15 protein-coding genes (1 of these 15 cut by a window edge) are annotated in these 21,979 nt (G+C 63.8%); 11 read left to right on the top strand and 4 right to left on the bottom strand.

What is annotated here, in order from left to right; translation table 11 throughout:
• Positions 1-21 precede the first annotated feature (21 nt).
• On the top strand, positions 22-522 hold the full coding sequence (locus tag AC0V7N_RS10205) for a flavin reductase family protein (protein WP_475456967.1): 501 nt from the start codon (positions 22-24) through the stop codon (positions 520-522).
• A gap of 48 nt (positions 523-570) precedes the next feature.
• Here AC0V7N_RS10205 and ubiG read toward each other — a convergent pair whose 3' ends face one another.
• Positions 571-1,320 carry a bifunctional 2-polyprenyl-6-hydroxyphenol methylase/3-demethylubiquinol 3-O-methyltransferase UbiG gene (ubiG, locus tag AC0V7N_RS10210; RefSeq protein WP_027031212.1) on the bottom strand — a complete coding sequence of 250 codons (750 nt, stop codon included), beginning with the start codon at positions 1,318-1,320 and terminating at the stop codon, positions 571-573.
• Positions 1,321-1,637: 317 nt separating this feature from the next.
• Here ubiG and AC0V7N_RS10215 point away from each other — a divergent pair, with 317 nt between their 5' ends.
• Complete coding sequence (locus AC0V7N_RS10215; protein ID WP_496627821.1) at positions 1,638-3,869, top strand: diguanylate cyclase; 2,232 nt, start codon at positions 1,638-1,640, stop codon at positions 3,867-3,869.
• A gap of 103 nt (positions 3,870-3,972) precedes the next feature.
• Here the strand turns inward: AC0V7N_RS10215 and AC0V7N_RS10220 are convergent, their stop codons facing one another.
• A complete protein-coding gene (locus tag AC0V7N_RS10220; RefSeq protein ID WP_475456975.1) occupies positions 3,973-5,814 on the bottom strand; it encodes a CHASE3 domain-containing protein in 1,842 nt (613 codons plus the stop codon).
• A gap of 246 nt (positions 5,815-6,060) precedes the next feature.
• Between AC0V7N_RS10220 and AC0V7N_RS10225 the strand changes: the two genes are divergently transcribed.
• The 8 genes from AC0V7N_RS10225 (at position 6,061) to AC0V7N_RS10260 (ending at position 17,850) form a co-directional block, all read left to right on the top strand.
• A complete protein-coding gene (locus tag AC0V7N_RS10225) occupies positions 6,061-7,314 on the top strand; it encodes an aspartate kinase (RefSeq protein WP_027041672.1) in 1,254 nt (417 codons plus the stop codon).
• Between the two features lie 83 nt (positions 7,315-7,397).
• Complete coding sequence (gene ptsP, locus AC0V7N_RS10230; RefSeq protein WP_475456979.1) at positions 7,398-9,668, top strand: phosphoenolpyruvate--protein phosphotransferase; 2,271 nt, start codon at positions 7,398-7,400, stop codon at positions 9,666-9,668.
• An 11-nt stretch (positions 9,669-9,679) separates the two neighbouring features.
• Positions 9,680-10,759, top strand: a complete 1,080-nt coding sequence (gene prfA / locus AC0V7N_RS10235) for a peptide chain release factor 1 (protein ID WP_475456981.1) — start codon at positions 9,680-9,682, stop codon at positions 10,757-10,759.
• Entirely contained in the window at positions 10,752-11,624 is an 873-nt protein-coding gene (prmC, locus tag AC0V7N_RS10240; protein WP_496627822.1) for a peptide chain release factor N(5)-glutamine methyltransferase, read from the top strand. The genes prfA and prmC overlap by 8 nt, the downstream gene beginning before the upstream one ends.
• A 310-nt stretch (positions 11,625-11,934) precedes the next feature.
• Complete coding sequence (locus AC0V7N_RS10245) at positions 11,935-12,915, top strand: DUF4167 domain-containing protein (RefSeq protein ID WP_475456983.1); 981 nt, start codon at positions 11,935-11,937, stop codon at positions 12,913-12,915.
• A 220-nt stretch (positions 12,916-13,135) separates the two neighbouring features.
• The gene (gene clpB, locus AC0V7N_RS10250) at positions 13,136-15,742 is read left to right on the top strand and encodes an ATP-dependent chaperone ClpB (protein ID WP_475456985.1); all 2,607 of its coding nucleotides are present in this window, start codon (positions 13,136-13,138) and stop codon (positions 15,740-15,742) included.
• 64 nt (positions 15,743-15,806) lie between these two features.
• On the top strand, positions 15,807-16,172 hold the full coding sequence (locus AC0V7N_RS10255; protein WP_475456987.1) for an MmcQ/YjbR family DNA-binding protein: 366 nt from the start codon (positions 15,807-15,809) through the stop codon (positions 16,170-16,172).
• Between the two features lie 154 nt (positions 16,173-16,326).
• Positions 16,327-17,850, top strand: coding sequence for a L,D-transpeptidase family protein (locus AC0V7N_RS10260; protein WP_475456989.1), 1,524 nt, complete (start codon positions 16,327-16,329; stop codon positions 17,848-17,850).
• Here AC0V7N_RS10260 and AC0V7N_RS10265 read toward each other — a convergent pair.
• Positions 17,824-18,456: a TMEM175 family protein gene (locus AC0V7N_RS10265; protein ID WP_475456991.1), complete on the bottom strand. Its 633-nt coding sequence runs from the start codon at positions 18,454-18,456 to the stop codon at positions 17,824-17,826. The two genes, AC0V7N_RS10260 and AC0V7N_RS10265, sit on opposite strands and share 27 nt — an antisense overlap.
• 152 nt (positions 18,457-18,608) lie before the next feature.
• Here AC0V7N_RS10265 and AC0V7N_RS10270 point away from each other — a divergent pair, with 152 nt between their 5' ends.
• On the top strand, positions 18,609-20,168 hold the full coding sequence (locus AC0V7N_RS10270) for an MFS transporter (protein WP_475456993.1): 1,560 nt from the start codon (positions 18,609-18,611) through the stop codon (positions 20,166-20,168).
• A gap of 12 nt (positions 20,169-20,180) precedes the next feature.
• Here the strand turns inward: AC0V7N_RS10270 and AC0V7N_RS10275 are convergent, their stop codons facing one another.
• Positions 20,181-21,979 carry the 3' portion of a M23 family metallopeptidase gene (locus AC0V7N_RS10275; RefSeq protein WP_475456995.1) on the bottom strand. The gene runs 172 nt beyond the window's last position, so the window shows 1,799 of its 1,971 coding nt (coding positions 173-1,971); the start codon falls outside the window, past its right edge; the stop codon is at positions 20,181-20,183.

A 21,979-nucleotide genomic window follows, 5' to 3' on the forward strand; every position in this document is an offset into this window, starting at 1 on the left:
AAAGAAGGCAAGAGGCGGTCCATGACAGAAGGTCCGGTCAGTGTCGCCGACTTCCGCGCCGCCATGCGGCTCATCGTCGGCAATGTCAGCGTCATCACCGCCGGTGTCGGTGACGACCGTTCCGGCCTCGTCGTCATTTCCGTGGTCTCGCTGTCGGCCGAGCCGCCCAAGGTGATCGCTTGTGTCAACCGATCGTCATCGACCTGGCCGGTGATCGAACGCTACCGGCATTTCGGCGTCAATTCGCTCGGGCCCCAGCACCAGCACGTGGCGGAGCGGTTCTCCGGCTTTGGCGGCATCAAGGGTAAGGACCGCTATGAGGGCGCCGAATGGGTGACGCTGAAGACCGGAGCCGCGCTGCTTTCGGACGCGGTGGCCGCCTTCGACTGCAGCCTCGACGAGATGATCGATCGCGGCACGCATTCCATCGTCATCGGTTCGGTCGAAGCGGTGCGCACCCACGATGCCGGCCAGGCGCTTGTCTACTGGCGCGGCGGCTACCGGCCGCTCGATTCGGCATGACCAGGATCTCAGCACATCCTGGAGCAAATTCAGGGAAAGTGCGGTCGGTCAGACCGAGCCTTTTTCCGCCAGCACCATGTAGTTGACGTCCATGTCTTTCGACCGCGCCCAGCGGTCGGCAAGCGGATTGTAGGTGACGCCGGTGCGGTCGATGATCGTCAGGCCGGCGCCGCCCAGCGCCTTTTCCAGTTCTTCCGGGCGCACCAGCTTGCCGAACTGGTGGGTGCCGCGCGGCAGCCAGCGCAGCACATATTCAGCACCGATGATGGCCAGGCCCAGCGCCTTCAGCGTGCGGTTGATGGTGGCCACGAACATGATGCCGCCGGGGCGGACCATCTGCCCGCATTTGGCGACGAACAGGTCGATATCGGCGACATGCTCGACCACTTCCATGTTGAGGATGACGTCGAATGTCTCGCCGGCGTCGGCAAGGTCCTCGGCCGTCGTGGCGCGGTAGTCGACGCTGACATTGCCTTCGGCCGCATGCAGTTTCGCGACTTCGATGTTTGTTTCGGAGGCATCCGCTCCGACCACCTCTGCGCCAAGCCGCGCCATTGGCTCGCACAACAGGCCGCCGCCGCAGCCGATATCGAGGATGCGCAGGCCCTCGAAAGGCCGCGCGGCGCGCGGATCACGGCCGAAGCGCGCCGCTATCTGGTCGCGGATATAGGAAAGCCGGACCGGATTGAATTTGTGCAGCGGACGAAACTTGCCGTTCGGGTTCCACCATTCGGCGGCAAGGGCGGAAAAGCGTTCTACTTCTCCGGCATCGATCGTCGATCGTCGGGGCTCAGGCATAGGTTGGTCTCCTAGAGCTCTTTGATTTGTCGCAATTCCGGACGGAAAACCGTTTCACACTTTTCCTGGAATTGCTTCAGAGCGCTAGGAAGTCGGGCGTGGGAGCCGGAAAGTCAAGGCAACAATTTTCCTGTGCTGACAGGGCGGTCCGTTCTGTCAGGGCACGAGCGCCGTGCTGAATTCCTCGCGCCGAGGGTCTTCCTGGAGATGGCGGCTGATCAGGTTTCCTTAACGTCAAATTTACGAGGTTGGCGGTTTCCTGAAGCACGATCGGGATTCGGCATATACATTGCCCTCCCATTGATTGGGATGGCTTGGTGCGGATCAAGACCCAGATTGTTGCCACCTTGTTGAGCGCCGCGGCTTTGATCGGCCTGGTGGGTGGCATTGCCATAGTCTCCCAGATGTCACTGACCAGATCCGCCGCAGTGGCCGAGGCGACAAGCGTTGGGCGGCAATTGGCCGACGCGATTGCCTTCAAGGCTTCCGATGCGCCGCATTCCTTATTCGAAAGGGCAGACGCGCTGCGCGAATTCGTGAAATCGCAGCACAGCGACTCGAAACGCGATCTCGTTGTCGTCAATCACGACAAGGTCATCCTTGCCGATGTCCCAGGCGAAGAAAAAAATATCAGCACACCGTACCGCCACGATCCCGGCAATGAAGTCGGTCGGACGATCGAGGATGGCGCGCCACGCGACTTCATCGAAGACAGCGGCGATGTAGCTGAGCCGATCAACCTGGTTGCGGTGCCGATCAAGGATGCTCCTGGCAAGACGGTCGGCGCGGTGCTGTTCGAGTACACGCCGCTGCTGCACGCCGCCCAACAGCGCACCAACAGCATGCTCTGGCTTGTCGGTCTGTGCACCGCGGCCGCCGTGCTCATTTCCGCGCTCTCGGCTTTCCTGTTGCTGCGCGGCTTTGGCGCCGGTCTTTCCGGCCTCAACCGCGGTATCGAATCGCTGGCGCGCGGCGACGCCGGGGCACGTGTCGGCTTGACCTCCAATGACGAGTTCGGCCAGTTGGCGCGAGGCTTCGACAGCATGGCAGCCGAGCTCGAATCCTCGCGCGGGCAACTCGTCGAACAGAAGGCCTATATCGAGGATATTGTCCGCACCGTCGCCGAGGGCATTGTCGTCATCGACGGCGGTGGCCGCATCGTCTCGGTCAATCCGGCAGCCGCCGAGATCGTCGGACGGCGCAACGACAGGATCGAGGGGCAGGATTGGCCGTCGATCCTCGACATGCGCGGACTGTCGGGAGACCGGCTGTCGCAGGCAACATCCCCGATCGAACTGGCGCTGACCACGGGCCGGGGGCATCAGGCCGAGGTGCGCCTGGCAAAGCCGGACGGATCGTACCTGCCGGTGATTGCGAGCTGCAATCCGCTCAATCGCTCCGACGGCGGCATCGTGCTGACGCTGAGCGACATCAGCGAGTTGCGCAGCGCCGAGCGGGCGGTCAGCGATCGCGCCGAGGAACTGGCGACGCTGAACCGCGAACTGAAGGAGACGTCCCAGGCAACGACCCGGCTGGTCAAGCTCGGCGAGCTGCTTCTGGCGTGCGTCACCTTCCAGGAGGCATTTTCCGTGGTCGGCTCGGCCATGCCCGATTTCTTCGGCGGATTGAGCGGAACCGTGCATCTGACCAGCGCCTCGCGCAATCTGGTCGAGGAAATGGCGCATTGGGGCACTGTGCGTTCGAGCGTTGGCCAGTTTGCGCCGGAAGATTGCTGGGCGCTGCGGCGCGGCCAGGAGCATGTTGCCGGCCCCGGCATGCTGACGCCGCGCTGCAACCACATCACCGAGAATGGCGGCCGCGGTTATGTCTGCATGCCTCTGGCGGCGCAGGGGGAGACGCTTGGCATCGTGCATCTGTGCGAACCAGACGCCACTGACAAGCCGGACTGGCTGACCAAGCGGCAACAGATCCTGCGCGGTGTCGTCGACACACTGGCCTTGGCGCTGGCCAATCTGCGCCTGCGCGAAACATTGCGGCAACAATCGATCCGTGATCCGAACACCGGGCTCTACAACCGCCGCTATCTCGAGGAAACAAGCAGTCGCGAACTGAGACGCATGGAGCGTTCCGAACAGCCCCTGGCGATGATCATGCTCGATGTCGATCATTTCAAGCAGTTCAACGACACGTTCGGCCATGAAGCCGGCGATCTCGTCCTCAAGCAGGTCGCCGGCACGCTGCTCGACCACGCCAGGGAAAGTGACGTGGTGTCACGCTACGGCGGCGAGGAATTCGCCCTGATGATGCCGGGGACGTCGCTCGCCGATGCCGCCGAGCGCGCAGAGGCGCTGCGCAAGGCGATCAAGCAACTGCATCTGGCGCATCGTGGCCGCACGCTTGGAACCATCACGGCCTCATTCGGCGTGTCCGCCTTCCCGGAACTCGGCGCGTCATGGGCCGAAATCGTCAACGCCGCGGATCGTTCGCTCTACCAGGCAAAAGCGGACGGTCGCGACCGTGTCGTTGCCGGATTGGGCAGGGCCGATCCCCAATGGGACCTCCCCACTGCCAACCAAAGCGTGGGTTAACTCGACACAAGGAGCTCGGCATGTCCCATGTCGACGCTGGCGGGATCGATGGCACGCATGGCGTCATGGCTGCCTGACGGCAACATCCGCCAGAGGGCGCCAGCTATCGTTTCGCGTCCAGCACGTCGCGCAGCTTGGCCTCGAGCTGCTCGATGGTGAACGGCTTGGCCAGGAAGTGCACGTCATGGTCGAGCACGCCGTTGTGGACGACGGCATTTCTGGTGAAACCGGTGGTGAAGACGACTTTCAGGCCGGGTTGGCGCGCGACCGCTTCCTCGGCGAGCTTGCGGCCGTTCATCACCGGCATGACGATGTCGGTGAAAAGCAGGGCGATGCCAGGGGTCTCCGCCAGCTTCTGAAGGGCCTCCTGGCCGCTGCCAACGTGGATGACCGTATAGCCGAGTTCGCGCATGGCGTCTGTCGTGGCGGCCCGCACGCGGACATCGTCCTCGACGACGAGGATCGTTTCGGTGACCTTGGCGGGGTTCTTGCCGAGCCCGGCGGGCGCTGCCGGCTCCTCAGCTCCGAAAAACCGCGGCAGATAGATCCTGATCGTCGTGCCTTCGCCGGGCTCGGAGTAGATCTTGACGTGGCCGCCCGACTGCTTGACGAAGCCGAACACCTGGCTCAGACCAAGTCCCGTGCCCTTGTTGACCGGCTTGGTGGTGAAAAAAGGCTCGAAAGCCTTGGCCATTACGTCCGCCGACATGCCCTCACCGGTATCGCTGACCGCGATCATCACATACTGGCCGGCGATCACCTCGGCATGGGTGGCGGCGTAGCTGTCGTCGAGATGGCTGTTGGCGGTCTCGATGGTCAGCTTACCCTCTTCGCCCATCGCGTCACGCGCGTTGACCGCCAGGTTGAGGATTGCGTTCTCGATCTGGGTGGGGTCGGCGTGGGTTTTCCACAGGCCGCCCGCCAGCACCGTTTCGATGCGGACACCTTCGCCGAGCGCACGGTGCAGAAGGTCGGACATGCCGGTCACCAGACGGTTGGTGTCGACCACCTGCGGCGCCAGCGGTTGCTGACGGGAGAAGGCAAGCAGCCGGCCGGTCAGATTGGCCGCGCGGGTCGCGGCGTCCGTCGCGGCCTCGATGAATTTCTCGATATCGTTCTCGCCGCGCTTCAGCTTGCGCTGGGCAAGGTTCATGGCGCTCAGGATCACCGCCAGCATGTTGTTGAAATCGTGGGCGATGCCGCCGGTCAATTGGCCGACGGCCTCCATCTTCTGCATCTGGCGTATCTGGGATTCGGCCTTTTCACGTGTCTGGATCTCGCTGCCGAGCTCGATGTTCTTGCGCATCAGCTCTTCCTGGGCGGTGACGACCTCGCGGAAGCGGCGGCGGGATTGGCGGATCGTGTAGGCGCCGAGCAGGAAGATCGCGATGAGGGCCGCCAGCGAACCGATCCGCAGCCAGGCCTCGACCTGGTCGGTGTGCTGGTCGCGCGCGGCGATGTCGGCGGCGCCGATGCGCCGGATCGTATCCATGCTGGCGCGGATTTCATCCATCGCGGCCTTGCCCTGGCCACTGCGGACCAGTTGCAAGGCCCCCGTCGCGTCGCCCTTGTCGTAGAGAGCGATCGTTTCCGCCAGTTCAGCCTGCTTTTGCGCTAGCGCGTCCTTGATGTGGCTGACCTGCGGGGCAAGCTGATCGTTGGATGAGGTCATGGCATCGATGCGGGCAAGTTGCCCCGGGATCGCATCGACAGCCTTCTGGTACGGTTCGAGGTAGGATTTCTCGCCGGTCAGCAGGTAGCCGCGCTGGCCGGCCTCGGCATCCTGCGCCAATGAAAGCAGCCCTGAAAGCTGTTCCTGGTATTCGATTGTCTCGCGCGCGGCGGCACGGTTGGCCCTCTGGCCTTCAACCAGCAGAGCGCGGGTGCCGACGATCAGCGCCAGCACGGCGAAGCCGACGGCAAGCGGGAGCGATTGCAATCGCATGGCGCGTCGAAGACGAGCAATCATCTGTTATGCTGAACCAAAAGGAATTCCCCGCGGGCAGCATTTGGTAAGCGGCACGGCCCCGGAAGGCAATATGCCGTCTTCTTGAGCCGGCATTCCGCCGCCAGCCTTGCGAAACCGAAAGCATTTGGCTAAGGAGGCCGCGCATTCAGCGGCCGGCGCCAGCCGGGCGCTTTCTTTCGTTTTCGGCTCCAGGCCGGCTTCAGTCAAAGGCATTTCGCTTCCATGGCGCGTATCGTGATGAAATTCGGCGGAACCTCCGTCGCCGACATCGCCCGCATCCGCAATGTGGCGCGTCACGTCAAACGCGAGGTCGACGCCGGCCATGAGGTGGCGGTGGTGGTCTCGGCGATGGCCGGCAAGACCAACGAACTGGTCGGCTGGACGCGCGAGGCCTCGCCGATGCACGACGCACGCGAATATGACGCGGTCGTCGCCTCCGGCGAACAGGTCACGGCGGGCTTGCTTGCCATAACCTTGCAGAACATGGGCGTGCATGCGCGTTCCTGGCAGGGCTGGCAGATCCCGATCAAGACCGACAACGCGCATGGCGCGGCGCGCATCCTCGACATAGATGGCGCCTTCCTGATCAAGCGCTTCGGCGAGGGGCAGGTGGCCGTCATCGCCGGCTTCCAGGGCATCGGACCGGACAATCGCATCGCCACGCTTGGCCGTGGCGGTTCCGACACCAGCGCGGTCGCCATCGCCGCGGCGGTCAAGGCCGACCGCTGCGACATCTACACCGACGTCGACGGGGTCTACACCACCGATCCGCGCATCGAGCCCAAGGCGCGGCGGCTGGCCAAGATCTCGTTCGAGGAAATGCTTGAAATGGCCTCGCTCGGCGCCAAGGTTCTGCAGGTGCGTTCGGTCGAGCTTGCCATGGTGCACAGGGTGCGTACCTTCGTGCGGTCGTCCTTCGACGATCCCGACGCGCCCGGAATGGGGGATTTGCTCAATCCACCGGGAACGCTCATTTGCGACGAGGAAGAGATCGTGGAACAGCAGGTCGTCACCGGAATTGCCTACGCCAAGGACGAGGCCCAGATTTCGCTGCGCCGCGTCGGCGACCGTCCAGGCGTCGCCGCCGGCATTTTCGGGCCGCTGGCCGAGGCCAACATCAATGTCGACATGATCGTCCAGAACATCTCCGAGGACGGCAAGTTCACCGACATGACCTTCACGGTGCCTTCCGGAGATGTCGACAAGGCACTTGTCGTGCTGGAGCGCTTGAAAGCCGAGATCGGCTACGATGTCGTGCAGTCGGAAGCCGGCATGTCGAAGGTTTCGGTCATCGGCATCGGCATGAGGAGCCATGCCGGCGTCGCCGCCACCGCATTCAAGGCGCTAGCCGACAAGGCGATCAATATCCGCGCCATCACCACCTCCGAGATCAAGATTTCGATACTGATCGACGGTCCGTACACTGAACTTGCGGTTCGCACTTTGCATTCCGTCTACGGTCTGGATAAGCAGTAGCGAGAACGATTTGAGTTGTTGCGTGTGCGCCGGTCGCAGTGGAAACTGCGGCGGGCAATATGCCCATTGGAGAAGAAGCCGCGATGCGTGACCAGGCCAGTGGCCCGCGCGTTTTGCTGAAACGGCTCCGCGAGCTCATGCAGGAGCCGCTGGAGCCGCAGGAGCGGCTTGACCGGATCGTGCGCGATATCGCCTCCAACATGGTCGCCGAAGTCTGCTCGCTCTACGTGCTGCGCGCCGATTCGGTGCTCGAGCTCTACGCCACCGAGGGTCTGAACCCGAACGCCGTCCACCTGGCGCAGCTGCGTCTCGGGCAAGGCCTTGTCGGCACGATCGCCGCCAGCGCGCGGCCGCTCAACCTGTCCAACGCGCAGGAGCATCCGGCCTTCGCCTATCTGCCGGAGACCGGGGAAGAGATCTACAATTCCTTCCTTGGTGTGCCGGTGCTCAGGGCAGGGCGCACGCTGGGCGTGCTGGTCGTGCAGAACAAGACCATGCGCCATTACCGCGATGACGAGGTCGAGGCGCTGGAAACCACCGCCATGGTCATCGCGGAGATGATCGCCACCGGCGATCTGGCACGGCTGACCCGGCCTGGCCTCGAACTCGACCTGCGCCGGCCTGTCAGCTTCACCGGCCTGTCCTTCAATGATGGCGTCGGGCTTGGCCATGTCGTGCTGCACGAGCCGCGCATCGTCGTCACCAATCTCTTCAACGAGGACAGCGAGGAAGAGGTCCGACGGCTCGAGACTTCGCTGGGCTCGCTGCGGCTCTCCATCGATGACATGCTGGAGCGCCGCGACGTCGCCTTCGAGGGCGAACATCGCCAGGTGCTCGAAGCCTACCGCATGTTCGCCAATGACCGCGGCTGGGTGCGGCGCCTGGAAGAGGCGATCCGCAACGGCCTGACGGCCGAAGCGGCCGTGGAAAAGGTGCAGAGCGACATGCGCGCCCGCATGCTGCACATGACAGACCCCTATCTGCGCGAGCGGATGAGCGATTTCGACGACCTCGCCAACCGGCTGCTGCGCCAGCTGATGGGGCGCGGGCCGGAGGATGTCGCCAACTCGCTGCCGAAGGACGCCATCATCGTGGCCCGTTCGATGGGCGCTGCCGAGCTGCTCGACTATCCCCGCGACAAATTGCGCGGGCTGGTGCTCGAGGATGGCGCAGCCACCAGCCACGTCGTCATCGTCGCGCGGGCCATGGGAATTCCCGTTGCCGGCCAGATGAAGGGCGCCGTTTCCATGGCGGAAAACGGTGACGCCATCATCGTCGATGGCGAAGAGGGCGTGATCCATCTGCGGCCTCAGTCCGATCTCGAAGCCGCCTATGCCGAGAAGGTGCGGTTCCGCGCGCGCCGGCAAGAGGTCTATCGCGAGCTGCGCAAGAAGCCGTCGACGACCCGGGACGGCGTGCAGGTCGATCTCTTGATGAATGCCGGGCTTGCCGTCGACCTGCCGCAGCTTGCCGAGGCGGGCGCCGCGGGCATCGGCCTGTTCCGCACCGAATTGCAGTTCATGGTCGCCTCGACCTTTCCGCGCGCCGAGGCCCAGGAAAAGCTCTACCGCGACGTGCTCGAGGCGGCGCGCGGCAAGCCGGTCACCTTCCGCACCATCGATATTGGCGGCGACAAGGTGCTGCCCTATTTCAAGGGTGCCATCCAGGAAGAGAACCCGGCGCTTGGCTGGCGGGCGATCCGCTTGACACTTGACCGGCCCGGTTTGCTGCGCACCCAGATCCGCGCCTTGCTGAAGGCCAGCGGCGGGCGTGAGCTCAAGCTGATGCTGCCTATGGTGACCGAGCTTGGCGAGATCGCCCAGGCGCGCGAGATCATCGATCGCGAGGTGCGGCATCTCTCGCGCTTTGCCCATCATTTGCCGACCAGCCTCAAGCTGGGCGCCATGCTGGAAGTGCCGTCGCTGCTGTTCCAGCTCGACGAATTGATGAAAGCCGTCGATTTCGTCTCGGTCGGTTCGAACGATCTGTTCCAGTTCGTCATGGCGGTCGATCGCGGCAACACGCAATTGGCCAACCGCTTCGACACGCTGTCGGCGCCGTTCCTGCGTGTGCTCAAGCAGATCGCCGATGCCGGCATCCGCAACCACACGCCGGTGACGCTGTGCGGCGAACTGGCCGGCAAGCCGATCTCGGCCATGGCGCTGATCGGTCTCGGCTTCCGTTCGATCTCGATGTCGCCGGCCTCGATCGGCCCGGTCAAGGCGATGCTGACGGAACTGCCGCTGGATGAGCTGACGGCGTTCTTCGACGACAATCTGATGGCGCCGGCGCAAGGGTTGCCGATGCGGGCGCTGCTGCAAGCCTTCGCAGACGATCGTTCGATCCCGTTGTAGGGCACTTCATCATGGTCAATTTGCCCCGCGATCGGATGGATCAAGTCGTCAAGCGTTTCGAGATGCTCGAAGCGCAGATGTCGGCCGGACCGGCGCCGGATGCCTATGTGAAAATGGCGTCGGAATATGCCGAACTGCAGGACATGGTGGCCAAGGTCAGGGAACTGCGCTCGGCCGAGCATGAGCAGGCCGACCTCGAAGCGATGCTCGCCGACAAGGGCACCGACGCCGAGATGCGGGCGCTCGCCGAGGCGGATCTGCCCGCGGTGGAGGAGCGCATCGAGGCGCTGCAGAAGGACATTCAGGTCCTTCTGCTGCCCAGGGATGCCGCCGACGACAAGAACGCCATCCTCGAAATCCGTGCTGGCACTGGCGGCGATGAAGCCGCTCTTTTCGCCGGCGACCTGTTTCGCATGTATGAGCGCTATGCCGCCGAGCGCGGCTGGCGGTTCGAGACCGTATCGGCCAGTGACGGCGACGCCGGCGGTTTCAAGGAAATCATCGCCACCATTTCCGGCAGGGGGGTGTTTGCCCATCTGAAATTCGAATCCGGCGTGCACCGCGTGCAGCGCGTGCCGGCGACCGAGGCCAGCGGACGCATCCACACCTCCGCCGCGACCGTCGCCGTCCTGCCGGAAGCCGAAGAGGTCGACATCGAGATCCGCGCCGAAGACATCCGCATCGACACGATGCGCGCCTCGGGCTCCGGCGGTCAGCACGTCAACACCACCGATTCGGCAGTGCGCATCACCCATTTGCCGACCGGCATCATGGTGGTGCAGGCGGAAAAGTCGCAGCACCAGAACCGGGCGAAGGCCATGCAGATCCTGCGCGCCCGTCTCTATGATCTCGAGCGCAGCAAGGCGGACGAGGAGCGCTCGGAATCGCGCAAGTCCCAGGTCGGTTCCGGCGACCGCTCGGAGCGCATCCGCACCTACAATTTTCCGCAAGGCCGCGTCACCGACCATCGCATCAACCTGACGCTCTACAAGCTCGACCGGGTGATGATGGGCGAGCTCGACGAAGTCATCGACGCGCTAATCGCCGATCACCAGTCGAAGCTGCTGGCCGATATCGGCCTTGATGGCTGACCCGCTGCCCGAGGCGCTGGCGCCGCTGCTGCGGGAAGCGCGGGCCAGGCTTGCGGCGGCCGCGGTCGACGATCCGGCGCTCGACGCGCGGCTGATCGTCGAACATTTTTCCGGTACGACGCGTACGCAGGCCATTGCCGACCCTGAACTCACGGTCGACAGGAAGGCCATCGCCGCGATCGACGCCGCCCTGAGACGGCGAGCCGGCGGCGAACCGGTGCATCGCATCCTCGGCTACCGCGAATTCTACGGTTTGCGTCTGTCGTTGTCGCCGGAAACGCTGGAGCCGCGGCCGGATACCGAGACGCTGGTCGAGGCGGTGCTGCCTTTCGTCAAGGCAATGGCCGCGCGGGAAGGCGCCTGCCGCATCCTCGATCTCGGCACCGGGACGGGCGCCATCGCGCTGGCGCTGCTGAGTGCGGTACCGGCTGCGACCGCCACCGGTGTCGACATTTCCGCCGGCGCGCTGGCAACGGCAGCCCGCAATGCCGGACAGCTCGGGCTTGGCGACCGGTTCACGGCACTGCAGTCGGACTGGTTCGAAAAAGTTTCCGGCCGATACCATGTAATTGCCGCAAACCCTCCCTATATAACATCGCAAGACATTGGAAATCTGCAGGACGAGGTCCGCGATTTCGACCCACGCCTGGCCTTGGATGGCGGTGTGGATGGGCTGAACCCCTACAGGATCATTGCCGCCGAGGCGGCACGGTTTCTTGAAGCCGAAAGCAGGATTGCGGTCGAGATCGGCCACACGCAACGCAACGAGGTTACGGATATATTCAAGGCGGCAGGTTATGCATCAGCCGCTGCTTTCCGCGATCTCGGCGGAAACGACAGGGTTCTTGTCTTTCAATGGGGATAAGCCTTGACGCACTGCGAAAAAACCGCTTGGCAATACCAGGGAATGCGGCTAGGGTCGCCGCAACCGGATGAGACGAAGCAGGCAGTGCTCTTAGCGATTCGGTCCTCCTTGGAAATAGCTGCCTTCTTGCGCAAACGACGCCCAAGCTTCGTGCGGGAATCGTCCGGCAAGTGATGTAACCGGAACAGGATGGCACGTGGCGCCAACGCAATTGATGCGGGCGAACGCCGGTGAAGAAACCAAACGGCTGGCTGCATGAGCGCCACCGTTCGTGACGAGTTTTCAAAAATTTCAAAATGAAGAGAGTCGAATGAGGCCACAACAGCAGAACAGGCGCATGCGCGGTCGCAACAACAATGGTGGCGGCGGCGGTGGCAACAACAATAATAACAACAACAACCGCAAGGGACCGAATCCCCTGACGCGCAACTACGAGAGCAACGGCCCGGACGTGAAGATCCGTGGATCGGCTCAGCAGATCGCCGAAAAATACGCCACCCTGGCCCGTGACGCGCACAGCTCCGGCGATCGGGTCATGGCGGAGAACTACCTCCAGCACGCCGAACACTACAATCGCATCATTGCCGCCGCGCAGGCGCAGATGCCGATCCAGAATGCGCAACAGAATCGCGATGATTTCGACGATGACGGCGACGAGGATCGTGACGACTTCGACAATTCCGGCAACAACAGCAACACTATTTCCGATGCCCAGGCCCCGGTGGCCAACCATGGCGCCGGTCCGCAGCCGGTCATTGAAGGCATGCCTGCCGAGGTCGCCCTGAACCGGGAAGGCGGTCGCGACAGTCGTGACAATAGTGGGCGTGACAATAGTGGGCGCGACAATAGTGGGCGCGACAATGGTGGGCGCAACAACGGCCGCGACAACAATGGCGGGCGCCATCGTGATCGTCGCCCCAATGGCGGCTACGGCCAGAACGGCCAGCGCGACTTTGCGTCATCCTCCGATCAAGGTGGCCAGCAGCGCAACGAGGCCCCGGTCCAGGCAGACGCACAGGTAGAGCCCACTTCACCGGTCGAGATCGTTGCGGCAGCCGAGCCGGCTCCGCTGTTCGAGAGTTTCTCGCCGGCGGCTCTTGCCGCCCAGGCCGAGCTCAACGAGGCCGCGGCCGAGGGCGGTGCTGCCCGTCGCCCGCGCCGTCCGCGCCGCCCGCGCACAAACGCCGATCAGGTCGATGGCGGCAGCGACAACGCCGATGCGGGCGAGGTGGCGGCCAGCCCCGTCGACAGCGGCAATGCCGAGCCGGTGATTGTCGATATCGACAACTGATCGAACAGCATTTCAAGACGTTGAACGGCGGGGAGAAATCTCCGCCGTTTTCGTTTGGGCTGACGTGGAATATTATGCATTGACCGATATCAAGGCGTCTTGAGACGGCATGGCCCATGCACCATATCTCGGCTGAACAGGATCCGGCTCGAATGGGCGGGTCCGTCACCGCAATCTGATCCGGTGCCGCAAAGCGGGCCGGTGATGGAAGGAGACAGATATGAACCTTGAGAAATACTCAGAGCGCGTGCGCGGCTTTATCCAATCCGCACAGACCATGGCGCTCTCGCGCAATCACCAGCAATTCACCCCCGAACACATTTTGAAGGTGCTCGTCGATGATGACGAGGGCCTGGCCGCGTCGCTGATCGAGCGCGCCGGCGGCGCTATCCGCGACGTCAAGCTTGGCGTCGAGACGGCGCTCGAGGCGATGCCGAAAGTCGAAGGCGGCAACGGCCAGCTCTATCTGGCGCAGCCGTTGGCCAAGGTGTTCTCGACGGCGGAAGAACTGGCCAAGAAGGCCGGCGACAGTTTCGTCACGGTCGAGCGGCTGCTGCAGGCGCTCACCATGGAGAAGTCGGCCAAGACCGCCGACATCCTGGCCAAGGCCGGCGTCACCGCGCAGGCGCTGAACCAGGTCATCAACGATGTCCGCAAGGGCCGCACCGCCGATTCGGCGAGTGCCGAGCAGGGCTATGACGCGCTGAAGAAGTACGCGCGCGATCTCACGGCTGATGCCCGCGCCGGCAAGCTGGACCCCGTGATTGGCCGCGACGACGAGATCCGCCGCACCATCCAGGTGCTGTCGCGGCGCACCAAGAACAATCCGGTGCTGATTGGCGAGCCGGGCGTCGGCAAGACGGCGATCGCCGAAGGCCTGGCGCTGCGCATCGTCAATGGCGACGTGCCGGAATCGCTGAAGGACAAGCAACTGATGGCGCTCGACATGGGCGCGCTGATCGCCGGCGCCAAATATCGCGGCGAATTCGAGGAGCGGCTGAAGGCCGTGCTTTCGGAGGTGACCTCCGCCGCTGGCGGGATCATCCTGTTCATCGACGAGATGCACACGCTGGTCGGCGCCGGCAAGGCGGATGGCGCCATGGATGCGTCGAACCTGTTGAAGCCCGCGCTCGCACGCGGCGAACTGCACTGCGTCGGTGCGACCACGCTCGATGAGTACAGAAAACATGTCGAGAAGGATGCCGCACTTGCCCGCCGTTTCCAGCCCGTCTTCGTCGACGAGCCGACGGTGGAGGACACCGTCTCGATCCTGCGCGGCCTGAAGGAGAAGTATGAGCAGCACCACAAGGTGCGTATCTCCGACTCGGCGCTGGTGGCGGCGGCGACGCTGTCCAACCGCTACATCGCCGACCGCTTCCTGCCGGACAAGGCGATCGACCTGGTCGACGAAGCCGCCTCGCGGCTCAGGATGCAGGTCGATTCCAAGCCCGAGGCACTGGACGAGATCGACCGCCGCATCATGCAGCTCAAGATCGAACGTGAGGCGCTGAAGGTCGAGACGGATGAGGCCTCGAAGGACCGGCTTGCCCGCCTGGAAAAGGAACTTGTCGGCCTCGAGGAGGAGTCGACCGAGATCACCGCCAAGTGGCAGGCCGAGAAGCAGAAGCTCGGGCTTGCCGCCGACTTGAAGAAGCAGCTCGACGAAGCGCGCAACGACCTCGCCATTGCCCAGCGCAAGGGTGAATTCCAGCGCGCCGGCGAGCTTGCCTATGGCAAGATCCCGGAACTGGAAAAGAAGCTGAAGGAGGCAGAAGCCCAGGACGGCAAGGTCGGCATGGTCGAAGAGGTGGTCACGCCCGACCACGTCGCCCATATCGTCTCGCGCTGGACCGGCATTCCGGTCGACAAGATGCTGCAGGGCGAGCGCGACAAGCTGCTGCGCATGGAAGACGAGATCGGCAAGCGTGTCGTCGGCCAGGGCGAGGCGGTGCAGGCCGTTTCCAAGGCGGTACGGCGCGCCCGCGCCGGGCTGCAGGATCCGAACCGGCCGATCGGCTCGTTCATCTTCCTCGGACCGACGGGTGTCGGCAAGACCGAACTGACCAAGGCGCTGGCAAGCTTCCTGTTTGACGACGACAGCGCCATGGTGCGCATCGACATGTCGGAGTTCATGGAGAAGCACTCGGTTTCCCGGCTGATCGGTGCGCCTCCCGGCTATGTCGGCTATGAGGAGGGCGGCGCGCTGACCGAAGCGGTGCGGCGCCGGCCCTATCAGGTCGTGCTGTTCGACGAAATCGAGAAGGCGCATCCCGATGTCTTCAACGTGCTCTTGCAGGTGCTCGATGACGGGCGTCTGACCGACGGCCAGGGCCGCACGGTCGATTTCCGCAACACGCTGATCATCATGACGTCGAACCTCGGCGCCGAATATCTGGTCAATCTCGGCGAAGACCAGGATGTCGACGCCGTGCGCGACGAGGTGATGAATGTGGTCAAGGCGTCGTTCCGGCCGGAGTTCCTCAACCGCGTCGACGAGGTGATCCTGTTCCACCGGCTGCGCCGCAAGGACATGGACCGCATCGTCGAGATCCAGCTCAAGCGGCTGGAAAGCCTGCTTGTCGATCGCAAGATCACGCTGTCGCTGGACAACGAAGCAATCGAGTGGCTGGCGGCCAAGGGCTACGATCCGGCCTATGGCGCGCGGCCGCTGAAGCGGGTGATGCAGAAGGAACTGCAGGACCCGCTGGCGGAGAAGATCCTGCTCGGCGAGATTCTCGACGGCTCGACTGTCAAGGTCACGTCTGGTTCCGACCGGCTGAACTTCCGCGCGAAGCCGACAGTCGTCGCGACCGAAGCGGCGGCCTGATCCAACGCCGCGCGTCCAAGCTGGACGCGCGGCGTTTTCATTCCGTATTGATGGTGGGGGGCGGATGACGCTGGACGATTACAACGGCTTCTGCGCCTCGCTGCCCGCGACAAACCATGTCGTCCAGTGGGGCGGCGCCCATGTCTGGAAGGTCGGGACCAAGGTGTTTGCGATCGGCGGCTGGGATCAGGGCCAGCAGCTCTTCGTCACCTTCAAATGTTCCGACATCGCCTATGATGTGTTGAAGGAGCAGCCGGGCTTGCTGCCCGCGCCATACCTTGCCTCGCGCGGCATGACATGGATCCAGCGTCGGACAAGCCAGAGCATGGATGATGGTGCGCTGAAGGACTATCTGCGCGAGAGCCATCGCCTTGTCGCCCTGAAGCTGACCAAGCAGGCGCGCAAGGATCTGGGGCTCGCCGGAAGCTAGCTAATATTCGTCGATACGCCGGGAAACCGCCATCTTCATGCCCGGTTCATGTTGGAACCATATGGTGGGTAACTGGTTTGCTGGCGAAGGGGTTCGCCTTACAGGCACACCACTGCCGGGCGGCGGCAATTACGGACCGGAGAGTTTGGCCACGATGTTCCGCACGATTTTTGCCCTTTCGGCGCTTGCCGCCGGGCTTGTGTCTTCTGCCGCGCTTGCCGCGCCGACACAGGACAACGCACCAAGGATTGCCCGCGCTGCCAGTGACGGCGGCGTTCTCGTCGCCCAGGACGGAAATCTGGACATCTATTACGACGCCCGCGGCAACCGCGTCATCGTCGATGCCGATACCGGCAAGGTCATCGCCATCCAGCCGCCGCAGACACGGCTCGACCGGCGTGCGTTGCGCCGCGAAACCAGGCTGCGCGAGTTGGGCCGGGCTCCCGCCGACGATGATCGTTACTATCTCGACGATCCGGAAGACATGGCGCGGTTCCGCCGCAAGCAGTTGGAAGAGGAAGGCCGGGTCATCCCGCCGCCGGCCGATGAATACGATCCCAATAGTGATAATTCCGTAGAGGCCTATCCGCCGGCGCCGCAGGACGACGGCAGTTACGATAACTATCCCGACGCGCCGCAGCCGGCAAAGCCAGGCACCATCAAGCGCAAACCGCTCAACGAGGCCTCGATCGATCCGGCGCAGTCGGACCAGCCGGACGTGCAGCAGACCAATCCGGAAACGCAGGCCGCCTTGCCGCCGGACACCAGTGGCAAGGCCGCCGTCGATCCGTCGCTGTCGCTGGGAGCCCGCCAGGACGTCGCGGCATTGCAAGTGCTGCTCGACCGCGGTGGTGCTTCGCCTGGCGTCATTGACGGTCGCTTCGGTTCGAATGTCGACAAGGCGCTCGCCGCCTACAATGAGATCACCGGCAGCAATTTGAAGTCTACCGATGCGGTTGGCATCCAAGCAGCACTGGCACAATCCGGTGGCGATCCCTTCGCCAACTACACCATCACGGCGGAGGACGCGGCCGGGCCCTATGTCGCCTCGATCCCGGAAGACTACAGCCAGAAGGCGCAGCTCAACTGCATGTGCTACACCTCTGTCACCGAGGCGCTGGCGGAGCGCTTCCACATGGACGAGAACTATCTGAAGTCGATCAACAAGGGCCTCGACTTCAACCGCCCCGGCACGATCATCAAGGTCGCCAATTTCGGCAAGCTGGTGTCGACGCCGGTCGCGCGCATCGTCGCCGACAAGACCAAGAAAGAAGTGTACGCCTACGATGCGGGCGGCAAGCTGGTCGCAGCCTATCCCGCGACCATCGGCTCGGCCGACACGCCGTCGCCCACCGGCATCCACGCCGTGTCACGCATCGCGCTCGACCCGAACTACACCTACAACCCGAACATCAATTTCAAGCAGGGCCAGAACGACAAAATTCTGACCGTTCCGCCAGGCCCCAACGGACCTGTAGGGTCGGTCTGGATTGCCTTGGACAAGCCGACCTACGGCATTCATGGCACGCCGGAACCGTCGAAGATCGGCAAGACCGAAAGCCATGGCTGCGTGCGCCTGACCAACTGGGACGCGCGCGAGCTCGCCAAGCTGGTGTCGCCAGGCGTCACCGTGGAGTTCGTCGGCGGACCTTCAGCCGATGACGTTGCGCAGCAATGAGCCGCGCAGCGCAGCGGCATAGATCAACTGCACGACCAGAATGAAGCCGACGCTGAGCAACGGGTTGATCAGGCACAGCGCGGCGCCGACCGCCCACAGGATCTGCGCCTTGACGATGCGCAGATAGACCGTGCGCTTGGTTTCGGCGTCGACATCCTCCGCGACAAAGCCGTTCTTCTCCGCATAGCGCCAGCTGGCGAACAGGGTGAGACCGAGCATCAGCAGGTTGAGCCAGTAGACCAGCACCGCGGTCCTGAATTCGAGAAAGTCGGCCAGAAGGTCAGTCGAGAACGGCAGCAGGGCGATGAAGGCAAGAAAGCAGAGGTTCAGCGTCGCAAGCCGTCTATCGGATTTGGCGATAAGCCCATGTTGCGCCTGCTGGCCGAACCAGAAGATGGTCAGGGTCAGGAAACTCAAGGCATAGGTCAGGAAGCGTGGCGCCAGTGCCGCGATGGCGGCAAGCAGATCGTGTTCTGAATGGATTGCCTCATGCGCCGGCACCCTGATCTCGAGCACGATGAGCGTGAGTGCGATGGCGAAGACGCCGTCGGTGATGCCGACGATGCGGCCGCGCCCTTCCGCCGATGCTTCAAGTGGACGCTTCATCGATTTCTCCCGCCGGCCGCCTTCCAGAAAACTTAGCATGACTGCCGCTGTTTGCATCCCGGGTGTGCGCATCCTGGCCAACTGGCTGGTTTCAAGGACTGCAAGCTGCTGGCCGGTTGTTGCCGGCGCGCTTGCGGTCTAAGCAGGGTGCCATGCATTCACCAAGCGAAGCCGCCGCCGTCCCGCTGACCAGCCCGGTTGCCAACGGGTCGTTCTGTCCGCAATCGCAGCGGCACTTCGTGCTGATCGCGGCGATCCTGGCCTCGGCGCTCGGCTTCATCGACGGTTCGATCCTGGCCATCGCCATGCCGGCGATCCGCGTCAACCTCGGCGCCAGCCTTGCCGAGGCGCAGTGGATTTCCAATGCCTACGCGCTGACGCTGTCGGCGCTGATCCTTGCCGGCGGGGCCGCCGGCGACCGGTTCGGGCTGCGCCGCGCCTTCGTCGCCGGTATCGTGCTGTTCGTCGCCGCGTCGCTTGCCTGTGCGCTGGCGCCGAATGCTGTCATGTTGATCGCGTTTCGCGCCCTCCAGGGGATTGGTGCGGCGATCATGGTGCCGGGCAGTCTCGCCATCATCGCCAAGGCCTACCCGAAGAAAGAACGCGGCCGCGCGATCGGCATCTGGGCCGCCGCCTCCGCGTTGACCACCGCACTTGGCCCGGTGCTCGGCGGCTTCGTGCTGTCGGCTTTCGGCGGCGGCATCTGGCGGGCGATCTTCGCCGTCAACCTGCCGCTCGGTCTGATCTCGATCTATCTCTTGCTTGCCAAGATTCCGGCCGATGCGCCGACGGAAAAACGCAGCCTTGATCTTGGCGGTGGGGCGCTGGCGACATTGGCCTTCGGCGCGCTCGCCTATGGGCTGACCTCGATGAGTTCCAGCGGCGAGGGCCGTATGGCCGGGCCGCGCATTGTTGCCGGCGTCGTGCTGCTTGTCGTCTTCATCCTGTTCGAGAAGCGGCAGCGCGAGCCGATGATCAACCTTAGCCTGTTTCGCATCGGCGCCTTCGCCGGTGCCAATCTCGCGACCTTCTTCCTCTATTTCGCGCTGTCGGCCAATCTGTTCTATCTGCCGATGCTGCTGATCGCCGGCTGGGGGCTGAGCACGGCCGAAGTCGGCTTCATCTTCCTGCCGCTGTCGGCATCGATCGCGCTTCTGTCGGGACCGGTCGGCCAATTATCGGACCGGATCGGGCCGCGCTTCCCGATCGCCTGCGGCAGCCTGGTCGTGGCTTTCGCCTTCGCCGGACTTGCCTTGCTCACCCATGCCGGCATCCACAATTTCTGGACGGGAACATTTCCGTTGATGGCGCTGATGGGGCTCGGCATGGCGCTGGTCGTCTCACCGCTGTCGACCGCGATCATGACGGCGGTGGAAGACAAGGATACAGGGGCAGCTTCGGGCATCAACAATGCCGTCTCGCGCATTGGCGGCCTGATCGCGGTGGCGGCGATGGGGTCACTGGCCGCCTGGGTCTACGCCAATGCATTGGACGGGAGTGCGATATCAGGCGTGCCAGGCTTTGGCGAACCGGCGCCGACCGATCTTGCGCCGGCGCTCGATGCGGCAAGGCTCGTCGCCAGCGACGCCGCATTTTCGGTGGTCTCTTCGGTAACGGCGCTGCTTTGCCTGCTTTCCGCCGTCATCGCGTGGACGACAATTTCCGGCTCGCCACTGCCTTGGTCGCGGCGCGCCGAGTCCAGGCAGGACTGAAAAGCCGGCGGGTCAGCCGTCGATCTTGGCGCTCGCGACCTTCAGCGAATTGCCATCTTCCTGCTTCAGCAGATCGTCGATGCGCTCGCGCTCGCGTTTGAAGGCGACGAGGTCGTCGCCCTTCAGTACCTTGCCGACCGGCAAGCGGACGCGCATCGAATCGACCTTGGTGCCGTTGACGATCAGCTCGTAGTGCAGATGTGGACCTGTTGAGAGGCCGGTCTGGCCGAGATAGCCAATGACCTGGCCCTGGCGAACATGAACGCCCGGCGCGATGCCTTTGGCGAAGGCGCTCTGGTGATTGTACGAAGTCTCGTAGCCATTGGCATGGCGCAGGATGATCTGCTTGCCATAGCCGCCGGCCCAGCCGGCTTTCTCGACGACACCATTGCCGGCGGCGATGATCGGCGATCCGATCGGGGCGGCCCAATCGGTGCCTGTGTGCATGCGGACGTAGCCGAGGATAGGATGCTTGCGTGCACCAAAGCCGGAGGTGAATCTCCCGTTGGGCAGTGGGTTGCGCAGCAGGAACTGCTGGGCGCTCGATCCATCCTCGTCGAAATAGTCGGTGCTGCCGTCCTGCATCTGGAAGCGATAGAAGTTGCGCGTCGTGCCGCCGAAGGTCGCCGATACATAGAGAAGCTCGGAATCGTCTGATGTCTGGTCGTCGCCGTCGGGCTGAGAGAACAGCACTTCGAGGCGATCCGACGGATTGAGTCGCGACTGGAAGTCGACGCCAGACGCCAGCAGCTTGATCAGTCGCTGGGTCATCTTCTTCGACATGCCGTAGGAATAGGCGGTGCGGTAGATGCCGTCATAGACGTTGGGCAGGTTGCCGCGGACCACCACGGGTGCCGACGAATCATCGAACGCGGTCAGCAGCTCGGGATTCGGATCCGGCTCCTGCGCCGGCACGTATTGGCCGCGATCGTCGAGCGCGATGGTGACGATATGCGTGGTCTTGTCGTAGACGCTGGTGCGCACGACCTTGGCGGCATCGCCGTGAACCTCGAGGCCGACGCGCAGCACCGTCCCGGCTTTCAGCGTCGGCGCGTTCAACAGCTTGGCGATTGCTTCGGCCATGCCGGTGGCGTCGTCGCCTGTATAGCCCGAATCGGCAAAGGCCTCGGTGAGGTCGGTGTCCTTGGTGAAGGGAATGATTTCCTCGGCGAAAGCCGGAGCCTGGTCGTCAATGGCAGCACGCGGCGACACCGAGACGTTTTCCGGCACGATCTTGACGTCGTAGGAGCCGGCCATCGACTCGGCAAAGGCGTCGCCGAATCGCTGCGGGTCGACGTAGTGGAGCGAAGCGACCTGCACGGCGCCGTCGCTGAGGTCGGTGCCGGCTTCGCGCACCACCTTTTCGACCTCGTCGGCGGACAGGTCGCTCTTTTCGTCGAAGGAGGCCGTCTCGATGGGGAAATCGACGGTCTTCAGGCTCATCTCGCTTTCGACCTTGGCGCCGTAGATCTGACCGGATGCGGCCGATGCCGTCGCTGGCTGCGCCGGCGTGTCGTCGCCGTCGTCGCCGAACACCTGCATCGGATCGAAAGGCGGGTAGGCCCGGCTGGTGGTGTGGCCGGCCGCAAGCGCCATCTTGATCTGCACGAAAGGCATGGTGTGGATGACGTCGCGGTCGCCGACCTTGGTGACCATCGACACTTCCATGCGGCGGCGGTCCTTGGCCTTGGCGATCTGTCGCGGCGCCACCAGCCTGGTCGTCTTGGCCACCTCGCCGGAATCGCCATTGCTGGCAAGGCCGATCAGTTCGGCGATTTCAGGTGGGGTCGCCAGTTGCTGGCGCCCGTCCA

Source organism: Mesorhizobium kamtschaticum, from assembly GCF_056174585.1.

Coding starts and splice junctions, on each gene's coding strand:
- AC0V7N_RS10205 (WP_475456967.1), top strand. CDS start 22: ATGACAGAAGGTCCGGTCAGTGTCGCCGACTTCCGCGCCGCCATGCGG.
- ubiG (WP_027031212.1), bottom strand. CDS start 1,320: ATGCCTGAGCCCCGACGATCGACGATCGATGCCGGAGAAGTAGAACGC.
- AC0V7N_RS10220 (WP_475456975.1), bottom strand. CDS start 5,814: ATGCGATTGCAATCGCTCCCGCTTGCCGTCGGCTTCGCCGTGCTGGCG.
- AC0V7N_RS10225 (WP_027041672.1), top strand. CDS start 6,061: ATGGCGCGTATCGTGATGAAATTCGGCGGAACCTCCGTCGCCGACATC.
- ptsP (WP_475456979.1), top strand. CDS start 7,398: ATGCGTGACCAGGCCAGTGGCCCGCGCGTTTTGCTGAAACGGCTCCGC.
- prfA (WP_475456981.1), top strand. CDS start 9,680: ATGGTCAATTTGCCCCGCGATCGGATGGATCAAGTCGTCAAGCGTTTC.
- prmC (WP_496627822.1), top strand. CDS start 10,752: ATGGCTGACCCGCTGCCCGAGGCGCTGGCGCCGCTGCTGCGGGAAGCG.
- AC0V7N_RS10245 (WP_475456983.1), top strand. CDS start 11,935: ATGAGGCCACAACAGCAGAACAGGCGCATGCGCGGTCGCAACAACAAT.
- clpB (WP_475456985.1), top strand. CDS start 13,136: ATGAACCTTGAGAAATACTCAGAGCGCGTGCGCGGCTTTATCCAATCC.
- AC0V7N_RS10255 (WP_475456987.1), top strand. CDS start 15,807: ATGACGCTGGACGATTACAACGGCTTCTGCGCCTCGCTGCCCGCGACA.
- AC0V7N_RS10260 (WP_475456989.1), top strand. CDS start 16,327: ATGTTCCGCACGATTTTTGCCCTTTCGGCGCTTGCCGCCGGGCTTGTG.
- AC0V7N_RS10265 (WP_475456991.1), bottom strand. CDS start 18,456: ATGAAGCGTCCACTTGAAGCATCGGCGGAAGGGCGCGGCCGCATCGTC.
- AC0V7N_RS10270 (WP_475456993.1), top strand. CDS start 18,609: ATGCATTCACCAAGCGAAGCCGCCGCCGTCCCGCTGACCAGCCCGGTT.